This is a genomic window from Taishania pollutisoli (genome assembly GCF_014518315.1).
Classification (GTDB): Bacteria; Bacteroidota; Bacteroidia; order Flavobacteriales_D; family Crocinitomicaceae; genus Taishania; species Taishania pollutisoli.
The window spans coordinates 63,444-85,005 of record NZ_JACVEL010000001.1; the positions used below are offsets into that span (position 1 = coordinate 63,444).

Sequence of the window (21,562 nt, forward strand, 5' to 3'; positions counted from 1 at the left end):
AAAGTACCCGTTAAACCACATAAAGAAATAGAAATGAAGAACCGATTCCAACTCATTTTAGTGATCATATTTGCGGTAAGCAGTTCGCTTGTTGCACAGAAAGGCATGCAGGGACAGAAAATCCCCGGAAGAACATATACCAAACGCCCGCCCGCAGCGGTAGCAGAACTACCCTGGGAAGGTTCGTATTATGGTGTTACCAGGTGTGCCAATTGTGATGGCATTGATATGTCATTGACCCTGAAAAAGGGGAATAAATACATTTTCAGCACAAAAGCTGCTAACACCGACGAACCGGCATACATTCAAAAAGGCAGGTTTGTGTGGGACGGAGATATTGTGTTTCTCAAAAAAGCATTGCTGGAAATGCCATATATGTTTAAAGTCGAAGAGTTTCAGGTAAAAGCCATCTTCGATATTTATGGAGAATTGAAAGGAGCGGATTGGGAAGGATATACCTTGATCATGCCACATATTATCCGGTTAGAATAACGATTTGAACCATCGACAATAAATAAAAAAACAGCAAACGCAAGTCACAGTAAGATTAACCATCCGGAGGTGTTAAAAAAGAATGAGGACCAGTTGTATTTCTTTTTTAACCTATAACCGTACCGGTCGAATTAAAACAAAAACGATGCGTAAACAGGATCTTATAAAACGATTGAGCACGTATTATCCCATGGAAAAATTACATGCTTTTTTCACCTTTCCCGCAATGACACTCTACTTCGTATACACGTATGCGTTTCATGAAATTATTTTCCTGGTATACGGACTGCTCGTATGTATTTTTATATTGATCCAGGGGCAACATTACTGGAAGTTGAAATTATACAGCCTGACCAATCGTCCGTTTGATCAAAAAAGAAACATTCACTTGTTTCAGCAAGCAAAAAAGATAAACATGGTATTAATCGGCTGCATACCGGTCGTATTTATACTCCAATGGTACCAACCCGGGTGGACCTTCCGGCAAAACAACTTATTCGCATGGTCAGTAGGCATGAACGTGTTCGCGGTTCTGGAACACATCAATTATTACCACGTACAGCTGATGGTTGATAACAAAGCGGATCTGAACTACATCCTGCGCAACAAGCAACTGAAAACAGCCAGCTTAAAAAAAGATTTGGTCGAACAGAAAATATAACATACAATCAATGAAAAAAACACTATTTGATACAGAATTTCAACGCCTTACCACAGAAATGGTGGAAGTTGCCTTTGAATACATCGGCTTCAACAAAGAAGAAGTAGATGGTATCTACATCTACGGTTCCATGGAACAAGGAATATTTTTTTACAACGTGTTTTACAAAATCAATCATCAACTAGTGAAAAAAGAGAAAGTAAATGACGTATTGACAAATAAAGTTGATGACTCCGATAAGATCATCCGTGCGTTATTAAGTTTTGGAGGGGAAGCACTGATGGATCTGTCAGATGTATTTACAGACGATTCCCGTGAAGTCCCCACCTTATTAAAAATGGTGTATCGACCAAAAACGGGAGGGTTCAATTGCGATATTCTCTACGACCCGCAATACTCTGATCACGAAACAAAAACCAACACAGAAGGATTTAACGATTGGTTTAACCAGGAAAAACAGCAGCAGAATAATTAAACCATACAAATGAAACACGTAAAAAATAACAAACATGACCGTAGAAGGATTTGACACAGAAGGTGTCCTGATCATCGCAAACATAACAAAGTGCAAAGAATACTATTCCCGCAACGCATTTAATTACGACTACCCGAAAGGATTAGCAGACTTACTCATCAAAGGAATCATCCACATCATCACAACAAAAGAGGCCGTAGAACAAATTGATTTCGTATTCAGTAAGGAAGCAATTCACCCGGATGTATGGGAATACAAAGCGTCGTACAATTACCTGGACGTAGCAGAAGAAGACGAAATTCGTTTGATTTCACATGCTGCATTTACACGGATGTGCAACAATCACAAAGGTGATCTGAAAGCAAAAATTGAGCATTCATTACACATCCGGAATCTATTAAATCCCGATCGGCCGGTTTCCGGAGAAGCAGTACTTGAAGATGAACTGCCATTGTTAGAATTGGCACCCGGTTTATGGCGGATAAATGTATACACACTGTTAGAAGAAAGCTTGAGTGGCTGGCCGGAATTTATGCTGTTGCTACAAAAAACAGATGCTGTTGATTTGAGCAAAATCACCTTGGAACCACTCGAAATTTATGAATAAGTAACACGAGTAATAAATCTAAAAAGTAATGGGAATCTTTAAACAGAAAACTAAGCAGGAAGAACCTGAAATCAACAAACCCCGCAATGCTGTATCATCGCGGGGTTTATATTTCTGTTCAATACAAGTCTATCTTATCAAGGTTAAAAAACCTTCGTAGTTATGCGGAAGGTCATTCAGATCAGTCGCTACGATGCGATAGAAATAAACTCCGTCTGCTGCTTTCTTGTTATTTGCTGTAATCCCATCCCAAATGATGAGTTCAGACATCAATTCAAGATGGTGAAAATCCGAACTGAACACCACATTTCCCCATCGGTTTAAGATCGTACATGACATCTTTTTAACTCCTGTAAACTGAAGCTGGAAGACATCATTTACCAGGTCATTATTTGGAGTAAATACATTGGGAATTTGCACGTCATATTCTCCGCAAATTTCAATGGTATCAGTTGCTGAAGCCTGGCATTCTCCATCAAATGCATACCTGATAATATAAGTTCCTGTTGGGGTATTATACAGCACAACCTCACCGGTAGACGGGTCAATATTTCCATTGTTATCCATACTAAACACACCTCCCTGATCACCAGTGATCACCGGCACAGGATTGGATCCGGGAAGACAATATTCTTCATCTGCGTAATGAAACCCGGCATTTTTTTGTCCATCAACATGAATTACAGCACTTGCCTGGGTGAAACAGGAAACTCCGGTCAATGTATAATTGATCGTCCACAATCCCGGACCGGAAATTGCCGGGGCAAACAGACCTTGTTGAGAATCAACAATTCCCGTTCCAGTCCAGGTTCCGCCAGGTGTATCACTTTGTAATAAAACAGGATCGGAAGTTTCACAAATTTCGGTGGGAACGGTTAAGACAGCTGTCGTTTCCGGATCAATTGTGAGTGTGAACTGATCACTTACCTGCGGACAAGCACTCCCCGAAACAGTTGTTGAAATGGTCAACAATACAGTTCCGTTAACAAGGTCATTCTGTCCGGGAGTGTATGTCACATTTAATAATGCAGGGTTGTCAAAAGAACCGTCACCGGAAGCAGACCAGCTAACTGCAGGATTGCCCGTTTCCGTTGCAGCACAGGTAAACAACTGATTGGCACAAATACTGGTGTCAGCACCTGCATTGAGTGTATATTCCTGGTGAACCTCAATCTGTGTCACGTCACTTCCTCCACAAGTACCCGTCGTATATGTAATTTCCCAGGTTCCGGCACCCGCCTGAGCAGGTGAGAATTCACCGCTTGAACTGTTAACAATTCCTGTTCCTGACCAAGTTCCACCGGCAGGAGTTGCTGATAACGTAATATTCGGAGATGTGGAACACAGCGGAGTTATCTCATCAATAACAGGAACAGTATTTGGAATAATGGTCAGGATCAATTCATCTGCAACCTGTGTACAAGGCGTGGCAGGGGCATCAGAAGTTAACGTCAGGGTAACTGAACCATTAACAATGTCATTTTGCCCCGGAGTATATACAGCATGTATCTGTGTGTTCGTATCAAATGTTCCGTCTCCGCTACTTGTCCATGTATGGGATTGAACACCACCCGAAGAAGATCCGTTTAATGTAACTGTTGCTCCCTGGCAAACACTTTGATCCGATCCCGCATCGATGGTATAGTTACAGGTACTGCATGTTCCGCCAGCAGGTTTAATACAAAGATTATCCATGTAAAAATGTCCCGTTTTTCCGCTACAAGCTGCTGTTCCTGAATTTGCATTTGGATAAAAATATACCAAAACGCGATCGTACACTCCATCCGCTGTATAGGTCATACTCTGATGTCCCCAGCTTCCGACAGATATTGCTGAGCAGTTGATTGCAACACTTGGTGCAGGGTAAGGAGGAGAAGCAATCGGGTAAAACGGATTGGTGAGGCACGTCACAGGATTGGAGGAATTAAAAAATAAAAAACCGAAATCCATACAATTACCGACAAGTTTTTTATAGCAAGGACCGAATGGCCGGTCAACGGTGAACATTTCAAAATCAATCTCATAACTTTGGCCTGCTATTGTTTGCTGATCCAGGGTCAGGATGAACGATTCAAATTGGTACGATGTATTGTTGAACATCCCTCCAAAAAAGCCGATAAATCCATCACCACTTGGAATATTTGCCTGTGCATTCATACTGCAATAAGCTCCCTCGGCACCAGGACTATTGGTTAGGAAACCGCAGGAAGCATTATAATAATCCGGGGTTACCGTACACGATTCTATTCCAATTACGTTATTCACCTGTCCCAGTGCAGTCGGACATGTGGTATAATTCTCAAAATCTCCGTTACTGAAGAGATTTTGTGCAAAAAGCTGGTTCGAACTGAAAATAATGATAAAAAACGTGAGAAATTGAGTTTTTAAATTCATTGAATTATAATTTTTGAGTTTTGGATTTTATTGTTTTGAATAAATTTCACCTGATACAAACCATTCGGATAGGAACTCAAATCAATGATAACAAGTCCCTGGTGTTTATCAAATTCAAACTGCTCAACCAGACGCGAATCCGTTGAAAATATCTCAAGCACGAACGCTTTCGTATCCTTTACCAGTAACTTCACCTCATCCTTGACCGGATTCGGATACATTACAAGCAATTCTTCTCCTGATGTGCGCGTAATTACAATCACTTCCGACAATGTAGCCGTGCCGTCATAATCTGTTTGTTTCAATGTGTAATAAGTTACCGGATAATACGGCTCTTCATCATACACTTCATAATTGAGGATTTCCGAAGAATTTCCTGCCCCGTCAAGAACGGCAGCTTTTTCCCAATTATTTCCGTTTTCGGAACGATAGAGTGTGAAGTAATCATTATTCCGCTCAGACGCAGTGGTCCAAAACAATTTATTAACATCTCCCGCTGGCTGACCATCGAAATCGATGAGCGAAATGGATAGTGCAACCAGGGGAGTACTACATGTCCGATCAATGACGTCACCAGTTCCGATAACCGGACTGAGCAGCGCACTCTTAGTTACTGTTTGAAATCCCGTGGCTGTTTGATCCGTCAGAGCAGGAACGGATACATTCATAACCGAACCGATCTCCTGGCTATGCGCACAGAACAATCCGTCTGAAGGAACCTTCATCATTGAAAAATGAGTCGCGCCATTTGAATATAATCCTGCCACCAGAATATTCCCGGAAGCATCCACGGTGACTCCGTTTGCTTCAGAATCCTCCGTATCTGTTACCGAACCATATCCTCTGAAAAGGGACGCGTTTCCATCGGAAGCAATAGCGACTATCCATGTAACATCTTGCCCGCCCGTATCCCTGTCTTGCCAACCAGCAGCAAGATACCCGCTTCCTGATTTGGCAACGGATCTGAATTCTTCTCCGGCAACAGATCCATACGTATTTGACCAAACATTGGTTATGGTGGATCCGCTTGAGGTAAAGCGCATCGCATAACCATCCGATCCTCCGGCACCAAAACCATAGGTTCGTCCAAACACAGTATAATCATTTACAGAATTTTCTACAACTCCGTTCAGCTCATCGGTGCTCCCACTCCCCCATTTTTTACCAAAGGTAACAGCAAGGGCAGCAGTCATTTTCATCATAAAGAAATCGTTATTTGTTTTCCCTACACATAGGAAACCATCATCAGCAGTCTGAATCAAATCAAAAAATTCGGATGCACCGGAACCATTTCTCAATTGCTTTTCACTGATAAAACTCCCGTCGCTATTATTCAATTTTGCGAAATAGGCAATGTCAACAGTGCTGGAACCGACTTTACCACAGATGGCAATGTTTCCGTCACTTGTTTTTATAATCGCATTTCCATAATCCGTTGAACTTGTACCAATGGCTCTTGTCCATTGATGGACACCTGAAAAATTAACCTTTGTAACAATGATGTCTGTCCCACCTGCTCCGAAAGAAGCCGTGTTTCCAACCATAACATAGCCGTCAGCTGTTTCTACAACATCATTTGCCCGGTCACTGGAAGATGTCCCTCCTCCGATTGAAATGCTCCAGTCGACTAACGAGTCGCGATAGGTTTTAACAACACGGATTTCATTATTCGCTGATTTACTTCCAACCCAGACAGCTGTGTCTGAATTTGAAACAGAGATAACACTTCTTGACCAACCACCGTTTATTCGTTGCATGTATGAATTTTGTCCCGAAGCACTTCCATAGAGTACACAAACAAACAAGAAAAACAAAACGAAACATGTCAGTTTTTCAGAATAAAAAATTAATCGAGTATTCATAGCGTGATTTTCGGCAAATTAACCCCGACTATAAAAACCTCACAAATTTTTCAAGTAGACAAAAGGTAGACAGAAGATATTTAATCTATTAATTTTATTGCCTATAAAAGGAAAATAAAGGTAGACAATTACAAGTTTTTCAAAAATTGAGCAAGGTCCTCATCTGTTTCGAGATTCAGTTTTTTTCGCAGCCTGTAGCGGCTTTTTTTTACCCCGTCAAATGAAATATTAAAAATAGAAGCGATGTCTTTTGTCGAAAGATCTAACACCAGGAGTGAAGCTAATTTCTTCTCACTTTTTGTTAAATTCGGAAAATGAGATTCCAGTTTATGAAAAAATGATTTCAGGTTTTCGTCCAGTTGAAGTTCAAACTTTTGACGATCCCTCTCCAACTGTACATTTTGATTGAGTTGAGCCGAAAACGCCTTTATTTTTGTTTCATCCTGCGGATTTTTCATAATTTCTCTGACATCTGATTTGATCCTGTCTAAGAATTCATTTTTTTCAATAATTGTCAGCGCAAATTGCTCCAACTCTTTATTTTTATACTGGAGTTCATCCGAAAGTTTATTTTTTTCGACCTCCAGCAGAGCCTCTTTTAAACGTGTTCTTTGCAATGAAATACGTGCATTTCTGTAAATCAACAAAACAACGATGACAAGTAAAACTGCAGCCGACACTGTAAACCAAAGTGTTTTATTCTTTAGCTCTACTTCCTTCTCAATCAACTTATACTCGTTATCTTTCTTTCTTAATTCATGTTTTTTTTCTACCTCTGAAATGCGTGTCAGGATATCTTCATTTGCGATTTTATCTTTTATCTCCAGGCATTTGTCCTGAAAATACAAGGCATTCTTGTAATCATTCATTGCTTTATAGATATCACTCAGGTTCGAATAATTCGTCAATAAGTAATGTCCGTCATCTGATTCATTTAAATAAGAATTAGATTCTTTAAACAAACGGATCGCTTCCGGGTACAATCCTTCTTTTTGTTTAATGTAAGCAATATTAGAGATCGTCACTCCTATCCCTGCTTTGCTATTTATTTCCTCAAAAACAGCTAATGCCTTGTTGTATTTTTCCAATGCAGCACTTGTATTATCCATTTTTGAGTATATAGCACCTATATTGTTCAGTACTCCGCCATATTGGATCGCATCGTTTTCCCGCGAATAAAATTTTTCGCACTTATTAAAGTAATACAGGGAACTATCTAATTTACCGGAACTACCATGAGCAATCCCCAGAAGAAAATAACAATTGACCAGTTCTTTTTTATTTTTATCAGGATATTTTTGATAGCTTTTCTTTGCATCCATTAAATAATCACGGGCCTTTTCATACTTCGAAATCCGGAGGTTGATGGCAGCAAGATCCATCAACACATTCCCCACCGCATGATCATCCAGAATAGTTTCATAAGCGCTTTTTGCTCTTAAGTAATAGCTCACCGCAGACTGCAGTTCATGATTTTCGGAATAAATATCGCCAATCAGTTCCAATACTTTTGGCTTCAAAACGGTTTCAGTTGCTTTCATTTCCTGAAGAGCCGATTTTAGCTGATACAATGCTTCGGAATAGTTACCATTATCAAAAAGCAACTGTGCCAACTCATACCTTTTTCTTGCAGAATTATGATTATTCTCGTTTATTTCAGTCAGCAAGCGCGTAATTGAATCGGCGGAAGAAGGTTGCGCATTTGCGACAGGAATAAAAAGGAACAAAAAGAATCCCCGGTAAAATAAATCTCTCATCAACAATCTCATAGCGGCAAATTTATAATTAACTTTGAAGGGGCAGCGTACAAATTGTGTATTTACGGGTATTCTGACCGTAAAAAGAAGTCGGTTATCCAGTCCATATACCGGAAGTAGCCATGTGAAATGTATCAGCTATCAGAAAAATCTTCTTAAAATCTGGCTGAATTACGAACCAGGAATAATTCTATTCTTCTTTATTTTGTTTGGTTAAATGAACCATACTCTGATTAAACAGTGGTAAATGGTTCCCTAAGACCGAAAAGAAATCAATATCTGCATTTTCTACTGCTGTCAATGCCGTTTGCAATACGTTAGCACCTGCTTCTGTCAATTTAATCACCTTGGCTCTCGTGTCGGTTGGATGTTCCTGCCTGCTGATAAATTGTTTCTCCTCCAAGGTACGAAGTACTTTGGAAACCATCATTCTGTCTGCGTTTCCCTGATTTGCGATGTCGACTTGTGTAACGTTGTCATTCTCCCGCGACAACCAACCCAATGCCGCCAACAATACAAATTGTGTCTGTGTCAGGTTTAACGGATCCAGTACTCTTTTTTGTTTGCGTTGCCACAACAAGGTCAGTTGCCCCAAAAGATAGCCCGGACTATCCTCAGGACTTTTAAACTTAAATTCTATTTTTTCAGCCATGTTATTCCTGAAGCATTTTTGTCGAAATTACATCAAAATCGTGTTGGTTGATCTCAAAAAAACCAAACCGAAACGGATATCCCCATTTTTGTTTGTCCCGAATGAATTCCAATTCGTTAATTAATGGCAAAATCGAAACATCACGGTGCTTAAAAAATGCTATATCTCTTCGGGAAGGGCAGAAATCCGGCGTCATTTGGAACGCATACGTGTCTTCATTTTTCACTTCTCCGATCGCTGTGAACTCCTGGCATTTATCCGGTTTCCCCATCGTCTGTTTCCCCGAATAGAAAAGCACAAAATCGCCTTTCCGCATGCGTTTTAGCGGCGCAACTTTTCCATGGCAAGCCTGGGCAATACCCGCGGTAATTCCTGCTTTCACATGGTCTTTTGACGCTACGATTACCCAATATTTTATTCCTCGCTCAATGATCATCGGTTACTTCGTTTCCAAAAAAGTGAGTTTGTACCCATCCAGATCTTTCACATGGAATGCTCTTCCAAAAGGTGTTTCAATGATTGGTCCGGCTGTAGTTACTCCGTTTGAAATGAATTGCGCTTTCAATTCATCCACGTTGTCATTCACCGCAAACCAAAGCGCCACACCGATTCCCGGTTCTCTTCCATCAATTGGTTCGAGCGGTGTCCGGATAGCAAAACTTGCTTCTCCCTGATTGTACTTAAAAATATAAGCTTGCGAGTTTCTATCGCCAATTTCAAACCCTAATTTCCGGGTATAGAATTCCTTTGATGCTTCCAAATCGTTCACTTGAAGGGATGCAAATGTCAATTGTTTCATGAGATCTATTTTATTTTGTTGTCGCAAATATAATATATGCAACAACAAAATGAAATCAATTGTACATTTTTAACTTTTGCCTGGTTTTAAAATCGGGCGGTTTTCTCAGTAGATGCGCCGGGAATATGTGTAAAAGAAACGCTGACATCAATGTTTTAACAACAGATTAGTCCCCGATCTTACTGCTAAATATTTTCAGATCAAAAGACGTATAAATTGCCGGAATGTAATTTATAGTTTCTTCTGTAAAATCAATGTTTCTGTATCTCCGCCTGCAAAACCGCCCGTAGTTCTAAGGTCCAGATTATTTTTTTTCCATTCCATGGAGTAAAAAATAGATGGATATTCCATTTCTCCCGTTTGCGAATCTATTACATCGATCAATTTTAACTCACTTTCCGTGTTGTAGTATTTCATTTTATACGTATAAGCATCTCCTGAGCCACCATTGATAACGACGGTTGCTTCATTAGCTTCGTTAAAAGAAAATAAAACCGATAGGACATCTGTTCCGATGTGTTCCGTTTTAGTTCCGTCACTCCAGCTTGTCCATGAACTGACCTCCCACTCACCTCCTTTTTTCCATAAATTTTTTTCGATTTGCTCTTCTTTATTACAGCCAGTGAATACCACTATTGCCAATAATATAACCAATATTTTTTTCATAATTACGTGTTTTTCGACCACCAATTTACAGATAATCAATGATTAATAATAGTTATCCCTGATTTCTTTCAGTCTTCCGACAACTTCATTCCGCGTATGCGACAAAATTGTTTAACAGCGGTTTCATTCGGCTCCCCCTCTTTTACACGTCCCTCCGAAACAATAAGTTGTGCTGCGTGAGTTGTTTTCAGCTCCTTTACTTCAGAGTATCAATAGGGGTATCTAAGTAGTAAATAATATTTTCATATTTCCCATATTCTACATTTTCATTATAAATTGTATGAAATTCACCAGGATTTACTTTTATATAAGTATTTGTAGGGATACAATACACTAAACTATCATCTTTAATATATGTCTTACTGTTATCAATTAAACTTAGTCTATCGGGATTTAATTTTAAAATTTCAATAAATGGCAGCTTATATTTCCCTTTGGGAAATGCAATTACATGATTGATATCAGAAGCAATTAACTCTTCGATAATAAACCTATAGGATGACGTGTCAATTGATAGATTATATTCCGCCGGGTTTATCAAACAAATACCTTTTCTTTCGGAGAATATTTTATTGTTTTTTAGAACATCTTCAACTAAAGGTACACCTATATATATGGTATCACCGATAAAGTATAAATTATCCTTATAATGTACTATATTGGGATTCTTATATGAAATAATACGATCTGACGATGTTGAATAATACCTATAATAGGATTCTTCCTTTTGATTATTGTTTTTACATGAATTAAACACAATAATACCCACTCCTAAAATCGTTAATAAAATTATTTTACTTTTATCTTGCATAGATTGACAGATGAATTAATATCGTATCTACTTGATGCATCACAAGCACCTTCGTAATTGTTTCTCGTCATTGTTAACATTTCGTTATCTAAATTGGACAGGGAATCCCATTCCCTAAATTTTAATTGATCAATAATTTTGAATTTATGATCGCAATTATTCGTATTGTCTACAATTAAAACTAATACATGATATCCATTAAGTAAAATGAAGTGATATACATGTATTCCCATACAAGGCATCGTTTCTTTAATAAAGTTAGAAAAGCATTTTGATTGGCCTGCTGCAAAAGCATATGGTTTGAGTTTATAATTTCCTTCTGTATCCCTTTTCCATATTTCACCTTGACTAAACAGTTTGCTTTTATAAACATATCCTTTTTGCTGGTAAGCATCCATTCTTGAAAAACCAGACAAGCCTGAATAATTTTTCAGAATCAAAGAACTGTCATTCAACAATGCCGATAATTCCTTATCCGCCACCCGAAAACAAATTTTATCTTCACCAACCAATTTTTCGTTTTCTGCAAGTAACGTATCTTTCGCTTTTCTGTTAAAAACACTTTTTTCATTTACAAAGTCAAAATTAAATGTAGTAACTGAATTGTTTGCAGATTTAATATGTAGATTGGACGAACCTACTTTAGAGTTACTAATGTTCGTAATAAATGTCCATCCATTATCAACATCAAAATCATCGTCATAGATTTTTAAGTTTTTGTCATCAGAACTTAACTTTAAATAATGTTCAAAACCAAACCAGTTATTATCCGTACCACCTACGATAAAATTAATACTAACAATACAATCAGTTTTAATTTTCAGTCTTTCTTTACCCGTACATTTAATAGTTATTATAGGAGCGCTTTCAATTTGCTCTCTTTTTACCAGTTCTGACTTTTGCTTTTCATCAAAAGCAGGAGAAAATAAACTGCTTTCCCCGAATGGACTATTTTTCCAATATTCATCTGCCATGCCTTACAATTTAATGATTTTTAAACGAATAAACATTTGGAGAGCAGTAAAACCGCCCTCCGTATGCTTATTAAATGAAAATAAATCCTTTATTCTCCTTCTGGTTCAGGCTTATCTTCTTTTGCTTCCAAGACACGGTCGTCACTTCCAAATGATGTTGTATCTCCATCACAACAAGGCAGTCCTTTTTCATCTTCAAAATACGTGGATTTAGCCTGGATTATTGTAAGCGTCGATGGAATTCTTGTTTTCCATTTTCCTTCTACAGTCACTTCATCCTGATTCCCCAAATCTTTCAAAAGGGATTCGTAACGATTATCTGCTGTTTCAGGCACTACATCACATTCCGGAGATATTTCTCCGGTTTCCAGATACCATAAAACTGATTTTTCAAATTGTGGGCGGATTGGTACTAATACTTTAGCCATACCGCTTTGCAGGAAAGCTTCAAAAATCGGATCTGCATTTTTCGTCTGTAACAATTCATACCAACGGCACTTCTCATTGTAATAATATGGATAAAAGATATAACTTAAGATTTCCCATTGGAAAGCTGTTTCAAAGAATTTGATGAAACCCGCATAATTTTCCAATGCCTGATTTTGGATAATTACAGGAATCGTTGCTTTCAGCTCTTCTTCGTCACAGGTTGATTTGCAAGTATATGTTTGACAATTGGTGAAACCAATACCCATATCATAACAATACGGCTTGCTCATCATTTCAATAGAGGCTCTTTTCAGTTCCCTTTCTTCAATCAAACGATTAATTGCTGAATTACTGTAATCTTCGCTTTTTTCCTGATCTGCTTCTGCTTGTGTAGCCGCTTGCTGTAATTTTAATTCTTCGTTGTATTCGTCTAATTTCTTTTGGTAGGCAGCCTGTAAAGTCGCTAAAGTGTCTTGTTGCCATTCAGTGATCAATCGCGGGTCTGACACACATTTAACTTTTAATGAACCGCTATAGCTGTTCGTTCTTCTGTATGCAACAACTACTGAAATAGATCCCGCCAGGTTCGGATTTAAAAGAAAATGATAATCAAAGTTTTTTTGCCCTTTGTCTTTGTAATCTCCCTGATGCGTTACATAGCCACTGAACTTAAATTCTATGTATGCTGTACCCGTGGTAGTTTTATAATTAAATGAACCCACTCCGTCAATCCGTTCTGCTACGAATCCGTCAGGAATGAGAATGCTGTTTAGCGTCTGACTTTGGGAGGAACTTTTATTCTCTACTTCTGTTACCGGAATATCTACATTGAGATATTGTGTTTGTGATTCGTAATTTTGTATCGTTACTCCGTAGGCAGTAGCCGCATTTTGAGCATTGTCGCTATCTATATCATCCGCACGATCTATTCCGAATTCGGACAGGGTTTTCGGAGGAGTCAATACCGTTTGTTCATCAGCTTTCTTTTTGTTTTCCCATTCCATTGCCTTTTTATACAATTGCGCAGGATGCGGAACCTCTATTTCCAACACAAGACGCTTTCCATAGTTTACAAGCTGGTTGTCATATATTTTGTCCACCCAACGATACACACCTGTGACATGTTGTTTTCCGCCTCTGTTGTCAAAACCGTGCTTATTATTTTCCTCAAATTCCTTTATCATTTTGAAAGTTCGCTTCTCAGATGTCCTTTGAACAACTCTTTCCAAAGCTCTTTCTGTAACTTCTTTTGCATAATTCTTCGCTTCCGTATTAGAAAGTGCGGAGGAACTGCTGTTATTGTAACCCGTGCTTACATTTGCAGAAATACTTCCAAAAATCTTTGAATCTTTTGAAACTGTTACAGAACCGCTGATATCAAATGACTTGTCTTTTTGCAACTCTTTTGCTGTTTCTGAACTTAATTCATTTCTTTCAGCAGTAGTTGTATCATTGAGGTTTTCAATCTCTGTTTCATTTGTTATCTCGGTAGTGCTTTCTGTTCTTAATAAATTACGCGTACTCTTTTCCTTGTACTCTCTGGCCATTATATTTTCAATATGAGAGATCTCTCCCGGCACATAACAACATAAAGTCTGCTCAACTCTTCGGTATTCTTGTATTCCAAGATTGTGAACACCAAATAATTCTCCTCCGCACTTGGCATATCTTCGCCTTCTGAGCCAATCAATTAAAATATCGGGAATAACAACAGTTAATTTTGAAATATCACCTATGGTAAGTCTTTTTCTGTTTTCGATGTAAAATTGCGTAATAATCAGTTGCAAACAAGTCTGTCTTACCGCTGAAGATTGTTGGGTAACAATTTGGATGAATAATTCATTCCATATGCTTAAATAATGATCTCTCGATAATGGTTCGGGAGGCTTCACATCAAATGGCGGTCTGGAGCTGTCATTTCTTCTTTGCTCCATCAACAGACAAGAATAATCATAAAAATCAGTATTCATTGCTCTGATTTCTTTGTAATGTCTGACCGGTTTAAGCCCCTTTATAACTCCCTCTTGTTTTGTCTTATTTTTCTCAGCTGTGTCTAAAAGAAAAGCTTCATTAAAAGTCCCTTGTGTAAGGTCAGGATGAGAAATGAAAAATTGGTTTCTCTCATTGTAAGCAATCTTGTCAGGGGAACGAAATGTTTTAAAGCTAAACAGATTCGTAGTAATTTTAGGTGCCTTCGCTGGCTCTTCTATTTCCATAGTTTTCAGGTTTTATTGTGATTAGATGAAAAAATTAGTTTTTCAATGTTATCTACAAACATGTAAATAAGCAAAAAACAGAAGGCTTTTTTTCACAAAAACAAGAAATTCAGGTAGAAACACCTGGTCATTTAGACATAAAAGTTAATAATCGGAACTAAAAATGCGCTTCTGATTATTTCTAATTTAGAAAGTCGGGATGTTTTTTCAGACATCGGCCAGATAAAACATTTTAAAAGAATAGGAGAAACAATCATAAAAAAACCGCTTATTCAAAAATGCTTTTCCTGAGCCAGGACTTCACACTCTTCTCTCACTCTCCATTCTCGCTCTGCAAAAAGAAAAAAGTTCAGAAAGAATGAGTGTGAGAGCGAGTATTGAGGGACAAAAAGAAAAAAGCATCCAACTAACGCTGAATGCTTTTTTCTTTTCGTGGAGTCGGAGGGGTTCGAACCCTCGTCCAAACAAAGAACTTCCAAGCTTTCTACATGCTTATTTCCTGATTAGTTTTCGACATTGAAGCGGACAGGAACACCCAGAACAATGCTTAACCTCTAAGATCTCACACCGCCTCCGAGGTCGATTTGGTGCCAGCTTGAAAGTGATGAACCTCCGGATTCCCTGCCTATCAAGCCGAGGCGTGGGAGAAGGTACTTGTCCGGCTTACTAAACTTCAGCTGGATTAAGCTCTACTAACATTCCGTTAATTAAGCAGCAAGTGCGTATGACGTGTTGTCATTTATTGTTTGAGACATGAGATTAACGAGCTACACCACAACGCTCGACATGCTTACACTCAGTCGTCGCATTCGCTGTCAAATCCAATACGACCCCATGTATTACTGCAAAGTTAAGCATTATCAGGCAGGAATGGACGTTTTTAACCATAAAAAAACAAAATTTATACATTCTTCTTTTAACAATTTAAACGTCCGGAAACAAGTTGTGAATGGAAATAATGCGTAATTTTGTCCCATGAATAAGCGTGTTATTTTACTGGTTGTAATCTTGGGGGTACTTGTACTTGACGTTGCTTACGGACAAGGATGTTCCCAGTGTAAATTGTTATCCGAACAATCGACAGAAGCAGGAGAAGCGTCTTTTGCAACCAACATCAACAAAGGAATTTTATTATTGATGTGTATGCCGTACATCATCCTGTTGATCGTTTTCAGAAAACGTCTGGTTCGATTCGTGAAAAGCCTGTTTTCAAAACCTTCCCAGGCTGCTAATTAATCTCATTCATTTGACCACAACATGAAATACCTGATTGTCGGATTGGGAAATCCGGGAGATAAATATGCCGAAACGCGTCACAATATCGGTTTTAAAGTTGTTGAAGCTTTTGTAAAGGAACAGGGAAGCACATTCAAGTCCGACAAAACAGCAGATGTTGCACACGCAAAATTCAAGGGAAGAACAATCGTACTGATCAAGCCGACTACTTTCATGAACTTATCCGGAAAAGCGGTCAATTACTGGATGCAGGCTGAAAAAATTCCGTTGGAAAACATCCTGGTGATTACCGATGACATTGCACTGCCATTTGGTAAATTGCGCATGAAAGGAAAAGGAAGCGACGGCGGACATAACGGACTGAAAGACATACAAGCAGTAGTAAAATCACAGGAATACGCACGTCTTCGTTTTGGAGTAGGCAGCGACTTTCACAAAGGACAACAAGCGGATTATGTGTTGGGAGAATGGTCGGAAGAAGAAAAAAAGACCCTCGAAGAACGCATTTCCGTCGCCACAGAATTCATCAAAGGCTTTACAACCGTCGGATTGGGATTAACCATGACGAATTGGAATAATAAGTAAGGATGATGACCATTTGACTTGTTGACCGGTTGATGGTATGACAAATTGCCCCTATTCAGTATTCAATATTAAATCAACGTAAATTAAAAAAAGAAAGCCGAATGTAATTCATCCGACTTTTCTTTCATCTTCTATAACCGATTACCGTTTTTATTTCTTCTTCGCTTTTGTTGTTTTTGTTGCCCTGCCTTTCGTTTTCGGCTTTTCCTGATTCTGACTGATTTCAATACACTCTTCATACGTCAGTTTTTCAGGCGCCACATTTTTGGGTAGTTTGTAGTTGTTTTTCCCGATTTTCAAATAAGCTCCCCAACGCCCGTTCAGCAACTGGACATTCTCATCCTCTGAAAAGATTTTGATAATTTTATTGGCATCTGCTTCTTGTTTTTCTTTTAGAATTTCAACAGCTCGATCGTAAGTCACCGTCATCGGGTCTTCTCCTTTCGGGATGGACGCAAAAATCTTTCCGTGCTGAATATATGGACCGAATCTTCCGACATTCGCTTTGACAACCTGCCCTTCAAATTCTCCCAGAGTCCTTGGCAGCTTAAACAATTCCAACGCTTCTTCCAATGTAATGGAATTAATCGACTGCTCTCCGCGCAAGGATGCAAACTGTGGCTTTTCACCATCTGTCTGCTCATCACCGATTTGGATCATTGGTCCGAAACGACCGATGCGGGCAATGATTTTCTTGCCACTGTCAGGATGTACACCCAACTCCCGTTCACCTGTAGCCCTATCAGAATGTTCAAGTGTATCCTCTACGTTGGCATGGAACGGATTATAAAAATCGTGGATCATTTTCGTCCACTCCGTCAATCCTTGTGCAATTCTGTCGAACTTCTCCTCTACTTCTGCCGTAAAATGGTAATCCATGATCTTTGCAAAGTGATCTTCCAGGAAGTCTGTTACCACTACCCCGATATCCGTAGGAGACAATTTATTTTTATCACGGCCGGTTACTTCCGTCTTTTCGGAAGAAGTAATCGCCCCGTTCTTTAATTCATACACAGTATACCTACGCTCTTCTCCTTCCCGCTCGCGTTTTTCCACATATCCGCGTTTTTGGATCGTGGAAATGGTCGGTGCATAGGTAGAAGGTCGTCCGATACCCAATTCTTCTAATTTTTTCACCAGTGAAGCTTCCACATACCGTGCCGGAGGTCGTGTAAAACGCTGTGTAGCGATGATTGTATCCGTTTTCAGAGACTCTCCTTTTTCTACTGCTGGCAACAATCCTTCTGTTTGTTCGTCTTCTTCCTCGTCATCCACAGAAGATTCGATGTAAACACGCAGGAAACCATCAAACTTAATCACTTCTCCTTTTGCCTGGAAATGGTGACTCAGTCCCGGCGCTTCAATGGTAATGGTTGTTCGCTCCAATTCTGCCTGACTCATTTGCGAAGCAATCGAACGCTTCCAGATTAAATCATACAAGCGGTCTTCGTCGCGCCCCATATCGATGGAATGGACTGAAAAATCAGTCGGACGGATGGCTTCGTGCGCCTCCTGTGCTCCGGAAGACTTGGTTTTGTATTGCATCGGATTGGAGTACTGGGCTCCATAGCTTTTCACAACTTCGGCTTTCGCACCATTGATCGCTGTATCAGACAAATTTACGGAATCCGTTCTCATATAGGTAATGTGCCCGGATTCGTACAAACGCTGTGCAACGGACATGGTTCTCGACACGGAGAATCCCAGCTTTAAACTCGCTTCCTGCTGCAAGGTAGATGTCGTAAACGGAGCTGCCGGTTTTTTCGTTGCCGGTTTTTTCTGAACATCCGTGATCCCGAATGCGGCATCCTTGCTTTTTTGCAAGAATTCTTCTACCTGCTTTTCATCCTTGAGTTGAGAAGATAATTCTGCTTTCAGTTTACCATTTTTGGCAGTGAAATTTCCATTCACCCGGTAAAACGAAGACACCTTGAATGCATCTATTTCTTTTTCTTTTTCAACAATCAATTTTACCGCAACGGACTGTACCCTTCCGGCAGACAAACTCGGCCGTACTTTTTTCCAAAGTACCGGGGACAATTCAAACCCAACCAGACGATCCAGTACGCGGCGCGCCTGCTGTGCATTTACCAATTCCTGGTTAATCTCACGCGGATTCTCAATGGCTTTTAAGATCGCTGTCTTTGTAATTTCGTTGAATGTAATTCGCTTCGTTTCTTTTTTCTTCAATCCGAGTGTTTCGTACAAGTGCCATGAAATAGCCTCTCCCTCGCGGTCCTCATCGGTAGCGAGCCAGACAACTTCCGCTTCTTTTACTAATTTTTTTAATTCGGAAACGACATTTTTCTTGTCGGAAGAAACCTCATAAGAGGGCAAAAAATCGTTTTCAATGTCAATCGCTAATCCTTTCTTCGCCAAATCCCTAACATGTCCGAAACTTGATTTCACTAAAAAATCTTTTCCCAGGTAACCTTCTATTGTTTTTGCTTTTGCCGGAGACTCGACGATTACTAAATTTTTTGCCATATGAAGAACGAATTAATGCGAATTGGATTTCGCGAAATTAATCATAAATATTTTTTAATTGCAATTTTTCTGAATTACCCGGACTATAAAAGCAATTATCACACTCGTTGTTACCCATGTACCCACATAAAAAAAGAGATCATCCGAAGACGATCTCTTTCAAAATAGCGGGTTATTGCTTTTAATTCAGAATGACGCGCTGCACCAGTGATACGGCACCTGATTCAATCCGGATAAAATAAATACCATTGGAAAAATCTGAAACATTGATTGTATCATTGAATACAGACAATGCTTTCGCCGCTGTCTGATAAACAACTTTTCCATCCATTGTTTCCATCACCACTCTGACATCCGTTGCAGATGTATTTTCAAATACAACATTTAATTCGGAGGTTGCCGGATTCGGGAAAATACTCAGTGTTTGAACACTTTCAGATTGAATTCCCAAACAAGCGTCTACTGTTATTGATGATTGAGCCGTACCTTCGCATCCACTTTGGATCACCGTATAAGTGATCGTGTGAGTACCCACTCCCGCAGTAGCAGGATTAAAGCTTCCTCCGGAAACTCCCGCTCCTGAATAAGTCCCCCCTGCAGGCATCCCTTGTGTCAAAGTAATGGGTGCATGTGTCACACACGCATTTGCAAGAGCTGCAAATGTAACTGTCGGGATCGGATTAACCGTTACACTTACATCGTCCGTATTCGTACATCCGTTTGCATCTGTACCTGTAACCGTATACACTACTGTTCCTACAGCAGGAGTAAAGGCAACACCATCTGTTATACTGTTATCCCACCCATACGAATCGGCACCGGATCCGCTTAGTGTTACGTCATCTCCGGCACACACTGTTTGGTCTGCTCCCGCATTCACTACAGGAAGCGCGTTAACCGTTACACTTACATCGTCCGTATTCATACATCCGTTTACATCTGTACCCGTAACCGTGTATGACATTGTTCCGGCAGCAGGAGTAAATGCCACTCCGTCCGTTACACTGTTATCCCACATGTATGAATCCGCACCGGACCCGCTCAACGTAACAGCAGTTCCTTCGCATACTGTCTGATCCGCACCCCCATCTACAACAGGAAGCGCATTAACCGTTACACTTACATCGTCCGTATTCATACATCCGTTTGCATCTGTACCTGTAACCGTATACACCACTGTTCCTACAGCAGGAGTAAATGCCACTCCATTCGTTACACTGTTGTCCCACATATATGAATTCGCACCGGACCCGTTCAACGTAACAGCATCTCCGTCACATACAATTTGATCTGCTCCCGCATCTACAACAGGTGCGTTATTAACAGTGATAGGTGCGTTACCGGAATGTGCGCATCCATACGGATCCGTGTAATCGTACGTAATTGTCTGCGTACCGACAGCAGGATCAAATTGGCCGGAAGAAACACCCGTTCCGGAATATGTACCACCGACAGGAGAGCCCTGAGTAAGTGTGTATGACACATCATTTGAGCACAACGCAGGAAAAGCAGCAATCGAGATCGGATTGGCCGGGCAGACTACAGTAATTGAATAACTTTGTGATCCTGAACAGCCACTTGCATCATTTACTGTTGCCGTGAAATTAAATGTTCCCGTCGCTGTCGGAGTACCTGAAATGGTTCCGTTTGCAGCCAACGTAAGTCCCGGAGGTAATGCTCCCATTGTGACCGCAAAGTTAGGTGCACCCAGCGCTCCTGTTTGTGTCAATGTATTGCTGTAAGCACTTCCTGCAACACCACCGGTAAGTGCACCTCCTGCTGTCATGGTAAATGCGGGACATGTATACGGTGTATACACAACGTTGTCAAGTCCAATGTAATCTGAATTGGTTCCTGTAGGTCCCGCACCGGTTACAAAATAGCGAAACGCAATACGACCAGAGGTCGGGGCAGGAAGACCGGAAATAGTAATCGTATACAAAGTCCATTGTCTCGGATAACCGCCAACAATCAACGATGGATTTATACTGGTCAAAAGCGTTGTAAAGTCTCCGACCGCCGTAGCCCCGGTACCAACATTTGTACTGGCACCATTTGCGCTCAAACGCACTTCCATGCGATCCGGATAATCCTGACCAATATCGTATTTACGGGTGTAAAATGTAATGACATCTCCGTTTCTGAACGTTCTGTTAGGAGTCACTAACCAGTTACTAATGGTCCCTGACCCCCCGGCTGTACTATTGAAGTTACACGCGATGTACGCATTATCAGCTCCGTTATATGCGATAAACGGCCCACCTGTAGAAGGTGGATTTCCCTGAAACCAAACGGGATTGGTCCCTACCGGGGAACTGTTATTTTGCTGAAACCAGCCGCTTCCGGTAAGTGTAGTGATGTTATCAAAATTTTCGGTAAATGCCTGTGAATTTCCCGTAAAAGGCATCGACAGACTTGCGGACAAGACAAGTCCGAATAGTAGTTTTCTTTTCATACGT

General features: G+C 40.0%; 18 protein-coding genes and 1 other RNA gene. 6 read left to right on the forward strand and 13 right to left on the reverse strand.

Annotated elements, in window-relative coordinates; all coding sequences use genetic code 11:
- Nucleotides 1-33 precede the first annotated feature (33 nt).
- The 4 genes from H9Y05_RS00295 to H9Y05_RS00310 all read left to right on the forward strand — a co-directional run bounded on the left by H9Y05_RS00295 (nt 34) and on the right by H9Y05_RS00310 (nt 2,235).
- Nucleotides 34-492 carry a copper resistance protein NlpE N-terminal domain-containing protein gene (locus H9Y05_RS00295; protein ID WP_216713185.1) on the forward strand — a complete coding sequence of 153 codons (459 nt, stop codon included), beginning with the start codon at nt 34-36 and terminating at the stop codon, nt 490-492.
- A gap of 145 nt (nt 493-637) precedes the next feature.
- Nucleotides 638-1,153: a hypothetical protein gene (locus H9Y05_RS00300; RefSeq protein WP_216713186.1), complete on the forward strand. Its 516-nt coding sequence runs from the start codon at nt 638-640 to the stop codon at nt 1,151-1,153.
- A gap of 10 nt (nt 1,154-1,163) precedes the next feature.
- Nucleotides 1,164-1,628, forward strand: coding sequence for a hypothetical protein (locus tag H9Y05_RS00305; RefSeq protein WP_216713187.1), 465 nt, complete (start codon nt 1,164-1,166; stop codon nt 1,626-1,628).
- A gap of 34 nt (nt 1,629-1,662) precedes the next feature.
- Nucleotides 1,663-2,235: a hypothetical protein gene (locus tag H9Y05_RS00310; RefSeq protein ID WP_216713188.1), complete on the forward strand. Its 573-nt coding sequence runs from the start codon at nt 1,663-1,665 to the stop codon at nt 2,233-2,235.
- Between the two features lie 129 nt (nt 2,236-2,364).
- Here the strand turns inward: H9Y05_RS00310 and H9Y05_RS00315 are convergent, their stop codons facing one another.
- The 11 genes from H9Y05_RS00315 to ssrA form a co-directional block, all read right to left on the reverse strand.
- A complete protein-coding gene (locus H9Y05_RS00315) occupies nt 2,365-4,629 on the reverse strand; it encodes a T9SS type B sorting domain-containing protein (protein ID WP_216713189.1) in 2,265 nt (754 codons plus the stop codon).
- Complete coding sequence (locus tag H9Y05_RS00320) at nt 4,626-6,491, reverse strand: T9SS type A sorting domain-containing protein (protein WP_216713190.1); 1,866 nt, start codon at nt 6,489-6,491, stop codon at nt 4,626-4,628. Before H9Y05_RS00320 ends, H9Y05_RS00315 begins: the two co-directional genes overlap by 4 nt.
- Before the next feature lie 128 nt (nt 6,492-6,619).
- A complete protein-coding gene (locus H9Y05_RS00325) occupies nt 6,620-8,260 on the reverse strand; it encodes a tetratricopeptide repeat protein (protein ID WP_216713191.1) in 1,641 nt (546 codons plus the stop codon).
- A gap of 178 nt (nt 8,261-8,438) precedes the next feature.
- A complete protein-coding gene (locus H9Y05_RS00330) occupies nt 8,439-8,900 on the reverse strand; it encodes a MarR family winged helix-turn-helix transcriptional regulator (RefSeq protein WP_216713192.1) in 462 nt (153 codons plus the stop codon).
- Nucleotide 8,901: 1 nt separating this feature from the next.
- Entirely contained in the window at nt 8,902-9,333 is a 432-nt protein-coding gene (locus tag H9Y05_RS00335) for an EVE domain-containing protein (protein WP_216713472.1), read from the reverse strand.
- 6 nt (nt 9,334-9,339) lie between these two features.
- Nucleotides 9,340-9,699, reverse strand: a complete 360-nt coding sequence (locus tag H9Y05_RS00340) for a VOC family protein (RefSeq protein ID WP_216713193.1) — start codon at nt 9,697-9,699, stop codon at nt 9,340-9,342.
- 231 nt (nt 9,700-9,930) lie between these two features.
- On the reverse strand, nt 9,931-10,365 hold the full coding sequence (locus tag H9Y05_RS00345; RefSeq protein WP_216713194.1) for a lipoprotein: 435 nt from the start codon (nt 10,363-10,365) through the stop codon (nt 9,931-9,933).
- 196 nt (nt 10,366-10,561) lie between these two features.
- The gene (locus tag H9Y05_RS00350; protein WP_216713195.1) at nt 10,562-11,176 is read right to left on the reverse strand and encodes a hypothetical protein; all 615 of its coding nucleotides are present in this window, start codon (nt 11,174-11,176) and stop codon (nt 10,562-10,564) included.
- Nucleotides 11,155-12,150 carry a hypothetical protein gene (locus H9Y05_RS00355; protein ID WP_216713196.1) on the reverse strand — a complete coding sequence of 332 codons (996 nt, stop codon included), beginning with the start codon at nt 12,148-12,150 and terminating at the stop codon, nt 11,155-11,157. The genes H9Y05_RS00350 and H9Y05_RS00355 overlap by 22 nt, the downstream gene beginning before the upstream one ends.
- Nucleotides 12,151-12,239: 89 nt before the next feature.
- Nucleotides 12,240-14,795 carry a hypothetical protein gene (locus H9Y05_RS00360; protein ID WP_216713197.1) on the reverse strand — a complete coding sequence of 852 codons (2,556 nt, stop codon included), beginning with the start codon at nt 14,793-14,795 and terminating at the stop codon, nt 12,240-12,242.
- 430 nt (nt 14,796-15,225) lie between these two features.
- Nucleotides 15,226-15,629: a transfer-messenger RNA gene (gene ssrA / locus H9Y05_RS00365) on the reverse strand.
- 141 nt (nt 15,630-15,770) lie between these two features.
- On the opposite strand from ssrA, the gene H9Y05_RS00370 reads away from it, so the two are divergent.
- Nucleotides 15,771-16,031: a hypothetical protein gene (locus tag H9Y05_RS00370; protein ID WP_216713198.1), complete on the forward strand. Its 261-nt coding sequence runs from the start codon at nt 15,771-15,773 to the stop codon at nt 16,029-16,031.
- A gap of 21 nt (nt 16,032-16,052) precedes the next feature.
- Nucleotides 16,053-16,616, forward strand: a complete 564-nt coding sequence (gene pth / locus H9Y05_RS00375; RefSeq protein ID WP_163492801.1) for an aminoacyl-tRNA hydrolase — start codon at nt 16,053-16,055, stop codon at nt 16,614-16,616.
- 150 nt (nt 16,617-16,766) lie between these two features.
- Here pth and topA read toward each other — a convergent pair whose 3' ends face one another.
- Together topA and H9Y05_RS00385 are read right to left on the reverse strand one after the other, a co-directional pair.
- Nucleotides 16,767-19,103 (reverse strand): type I DNA topoisomerase, encoded by a 2,337-nt coding sequence (gene topA, locus H9Y05_RS00380; RefSeq protein WP_163492802.1) that lies wholly within the window; start codon nt 19,101-19,103, stop codon nt 16,767-16,769.
- 181 nt (nt 19,104-19,284) lie between these two features.
- Complete coding sequence (locus tag H9Y05_RS00385) at nt 19,285-21,558, reverse strand: T9SS-dependent choice-of-anchor J family protein (protein WP_216713199.1); 2,274 nt, start codon at nt 21,556-21,558, stop codon at nt 19,285-19,287.
- Between the last annotated feature and the right edge of the window lie 4 nt (nt 21,559-21,562).

Coding starts and splice junctions, on each gene's coding strand:
- H9Y05_RS00295 (WP_216713185.1), top strand. CDS start 34: ATGAAGAACCGATTCCAACTCATTTTAGTGATCATATTTGCGGTAAGC.
- H9Y05_RS00300 (WP_216713186.1), top strand. CDS start 638: ATGCGTAAACAGGATCTTATAAAACGATTGAGCACGTATTATCCCATG.
- H9Y05_RS00305 (WP_216713187.1), top strand. CDS start 1,164: ATGAAAAAAACACTATTTGATACAGAATTTCAACGCCTTACCACAGAA.
- H9Y05_RS00310 (WP_216713188.1), top strand. CDS start 1,663: ATGACCGTAGAAGGATTTGACACAGAAGGTGTCCTGATCATCGCAAAC.
- H9Y05_RS00315 (WP_216713189.1), bottom strand. CDS start 4,629: ATGAATTTAAAAACTCAATTTCTCACGTTTTTTATCATTATTTTCAGT.
- H9Y05_RS00320 (WP_216713190.1), bottom strand. CDS start 6,491: ATGAATACTCGATTAATTTTTTATTCTGAAAAACTGACATGTTTCGTT.
- H9Y05_RS00325 (WP_216713191.1), bottom strand. CDS start 8,260: ATGAGATTGTTGATGAGAGATTTATTTTACCGGGGATTCTTTTTGTTC.
- H9Y05_RS00330 (WP_216713192.1), bottom strand. CDS start 8,900: ATGGCTGAAAAAATAGAATTTAAGTTTAAAAGTCCTGAGGATAGTCCG.
- H9Y05_RS00340 (WP_216713193.1), bottom strand. CDS start 9,699: ATGAAACAATTGACATTTGCATCCCTTCAAGTGAACGATTTGGAAGCA.
- H9Y05_RS00345 (WP_216713194.1), bottom strand. CDS start 10,365: ATGAAAAAAATATTGGTTATATTATTGGCAATAGTGGTATTCACTGGC.
- H9Y05_RS00350 (WP_216713195.1), bottom strand. CDS start 11,176: ATGCAAGATAAAAGTAAAATAATTTTATTAACGATTTTAGGAGTGGGT.
- H9Y05_RS00355 (WP_216713196.1), bottom strand. CDS start 12,150: ATGGCAGATGAATATTGGAAAAATAGTCCATTCGGGGAAAGCAGTTTA.
- H9Y05_RS00360 (WP_216713197.1), bottom strand. CDS start 14,795: ATGGAAATAGAAGAGCCAGCGAAGGCACCTAAAATTACTACGAATCTG.
- H9Y05_RS00370 (WP_216713198.1), top strand. CDS start 15,771: ATGAATAAGCGTGTTATTTTACTGGTTGTAATCTTGGGGGTACTTGTA.
- pth (WP_163492801.1), top strand. CDS start 16,053: ATGAAATACCTGATTGTCGGATTGGGAAATCCGGGAGATAAATATGCC.
- topA (WP_163492802.1), bottom strand. CDS start 19,103: ATGGCAAAAAATTTAGTAATCGTCGAGTCTCCGGCAAAAGCAAAAACA.
- H9Y05_RS00385 (WP_216713199.1), bottom strand. CDS start 21,558: ATGAAAAGAAAACTACTATTCGGACTTGTCTTGTCCGCAAGTCTGTCG.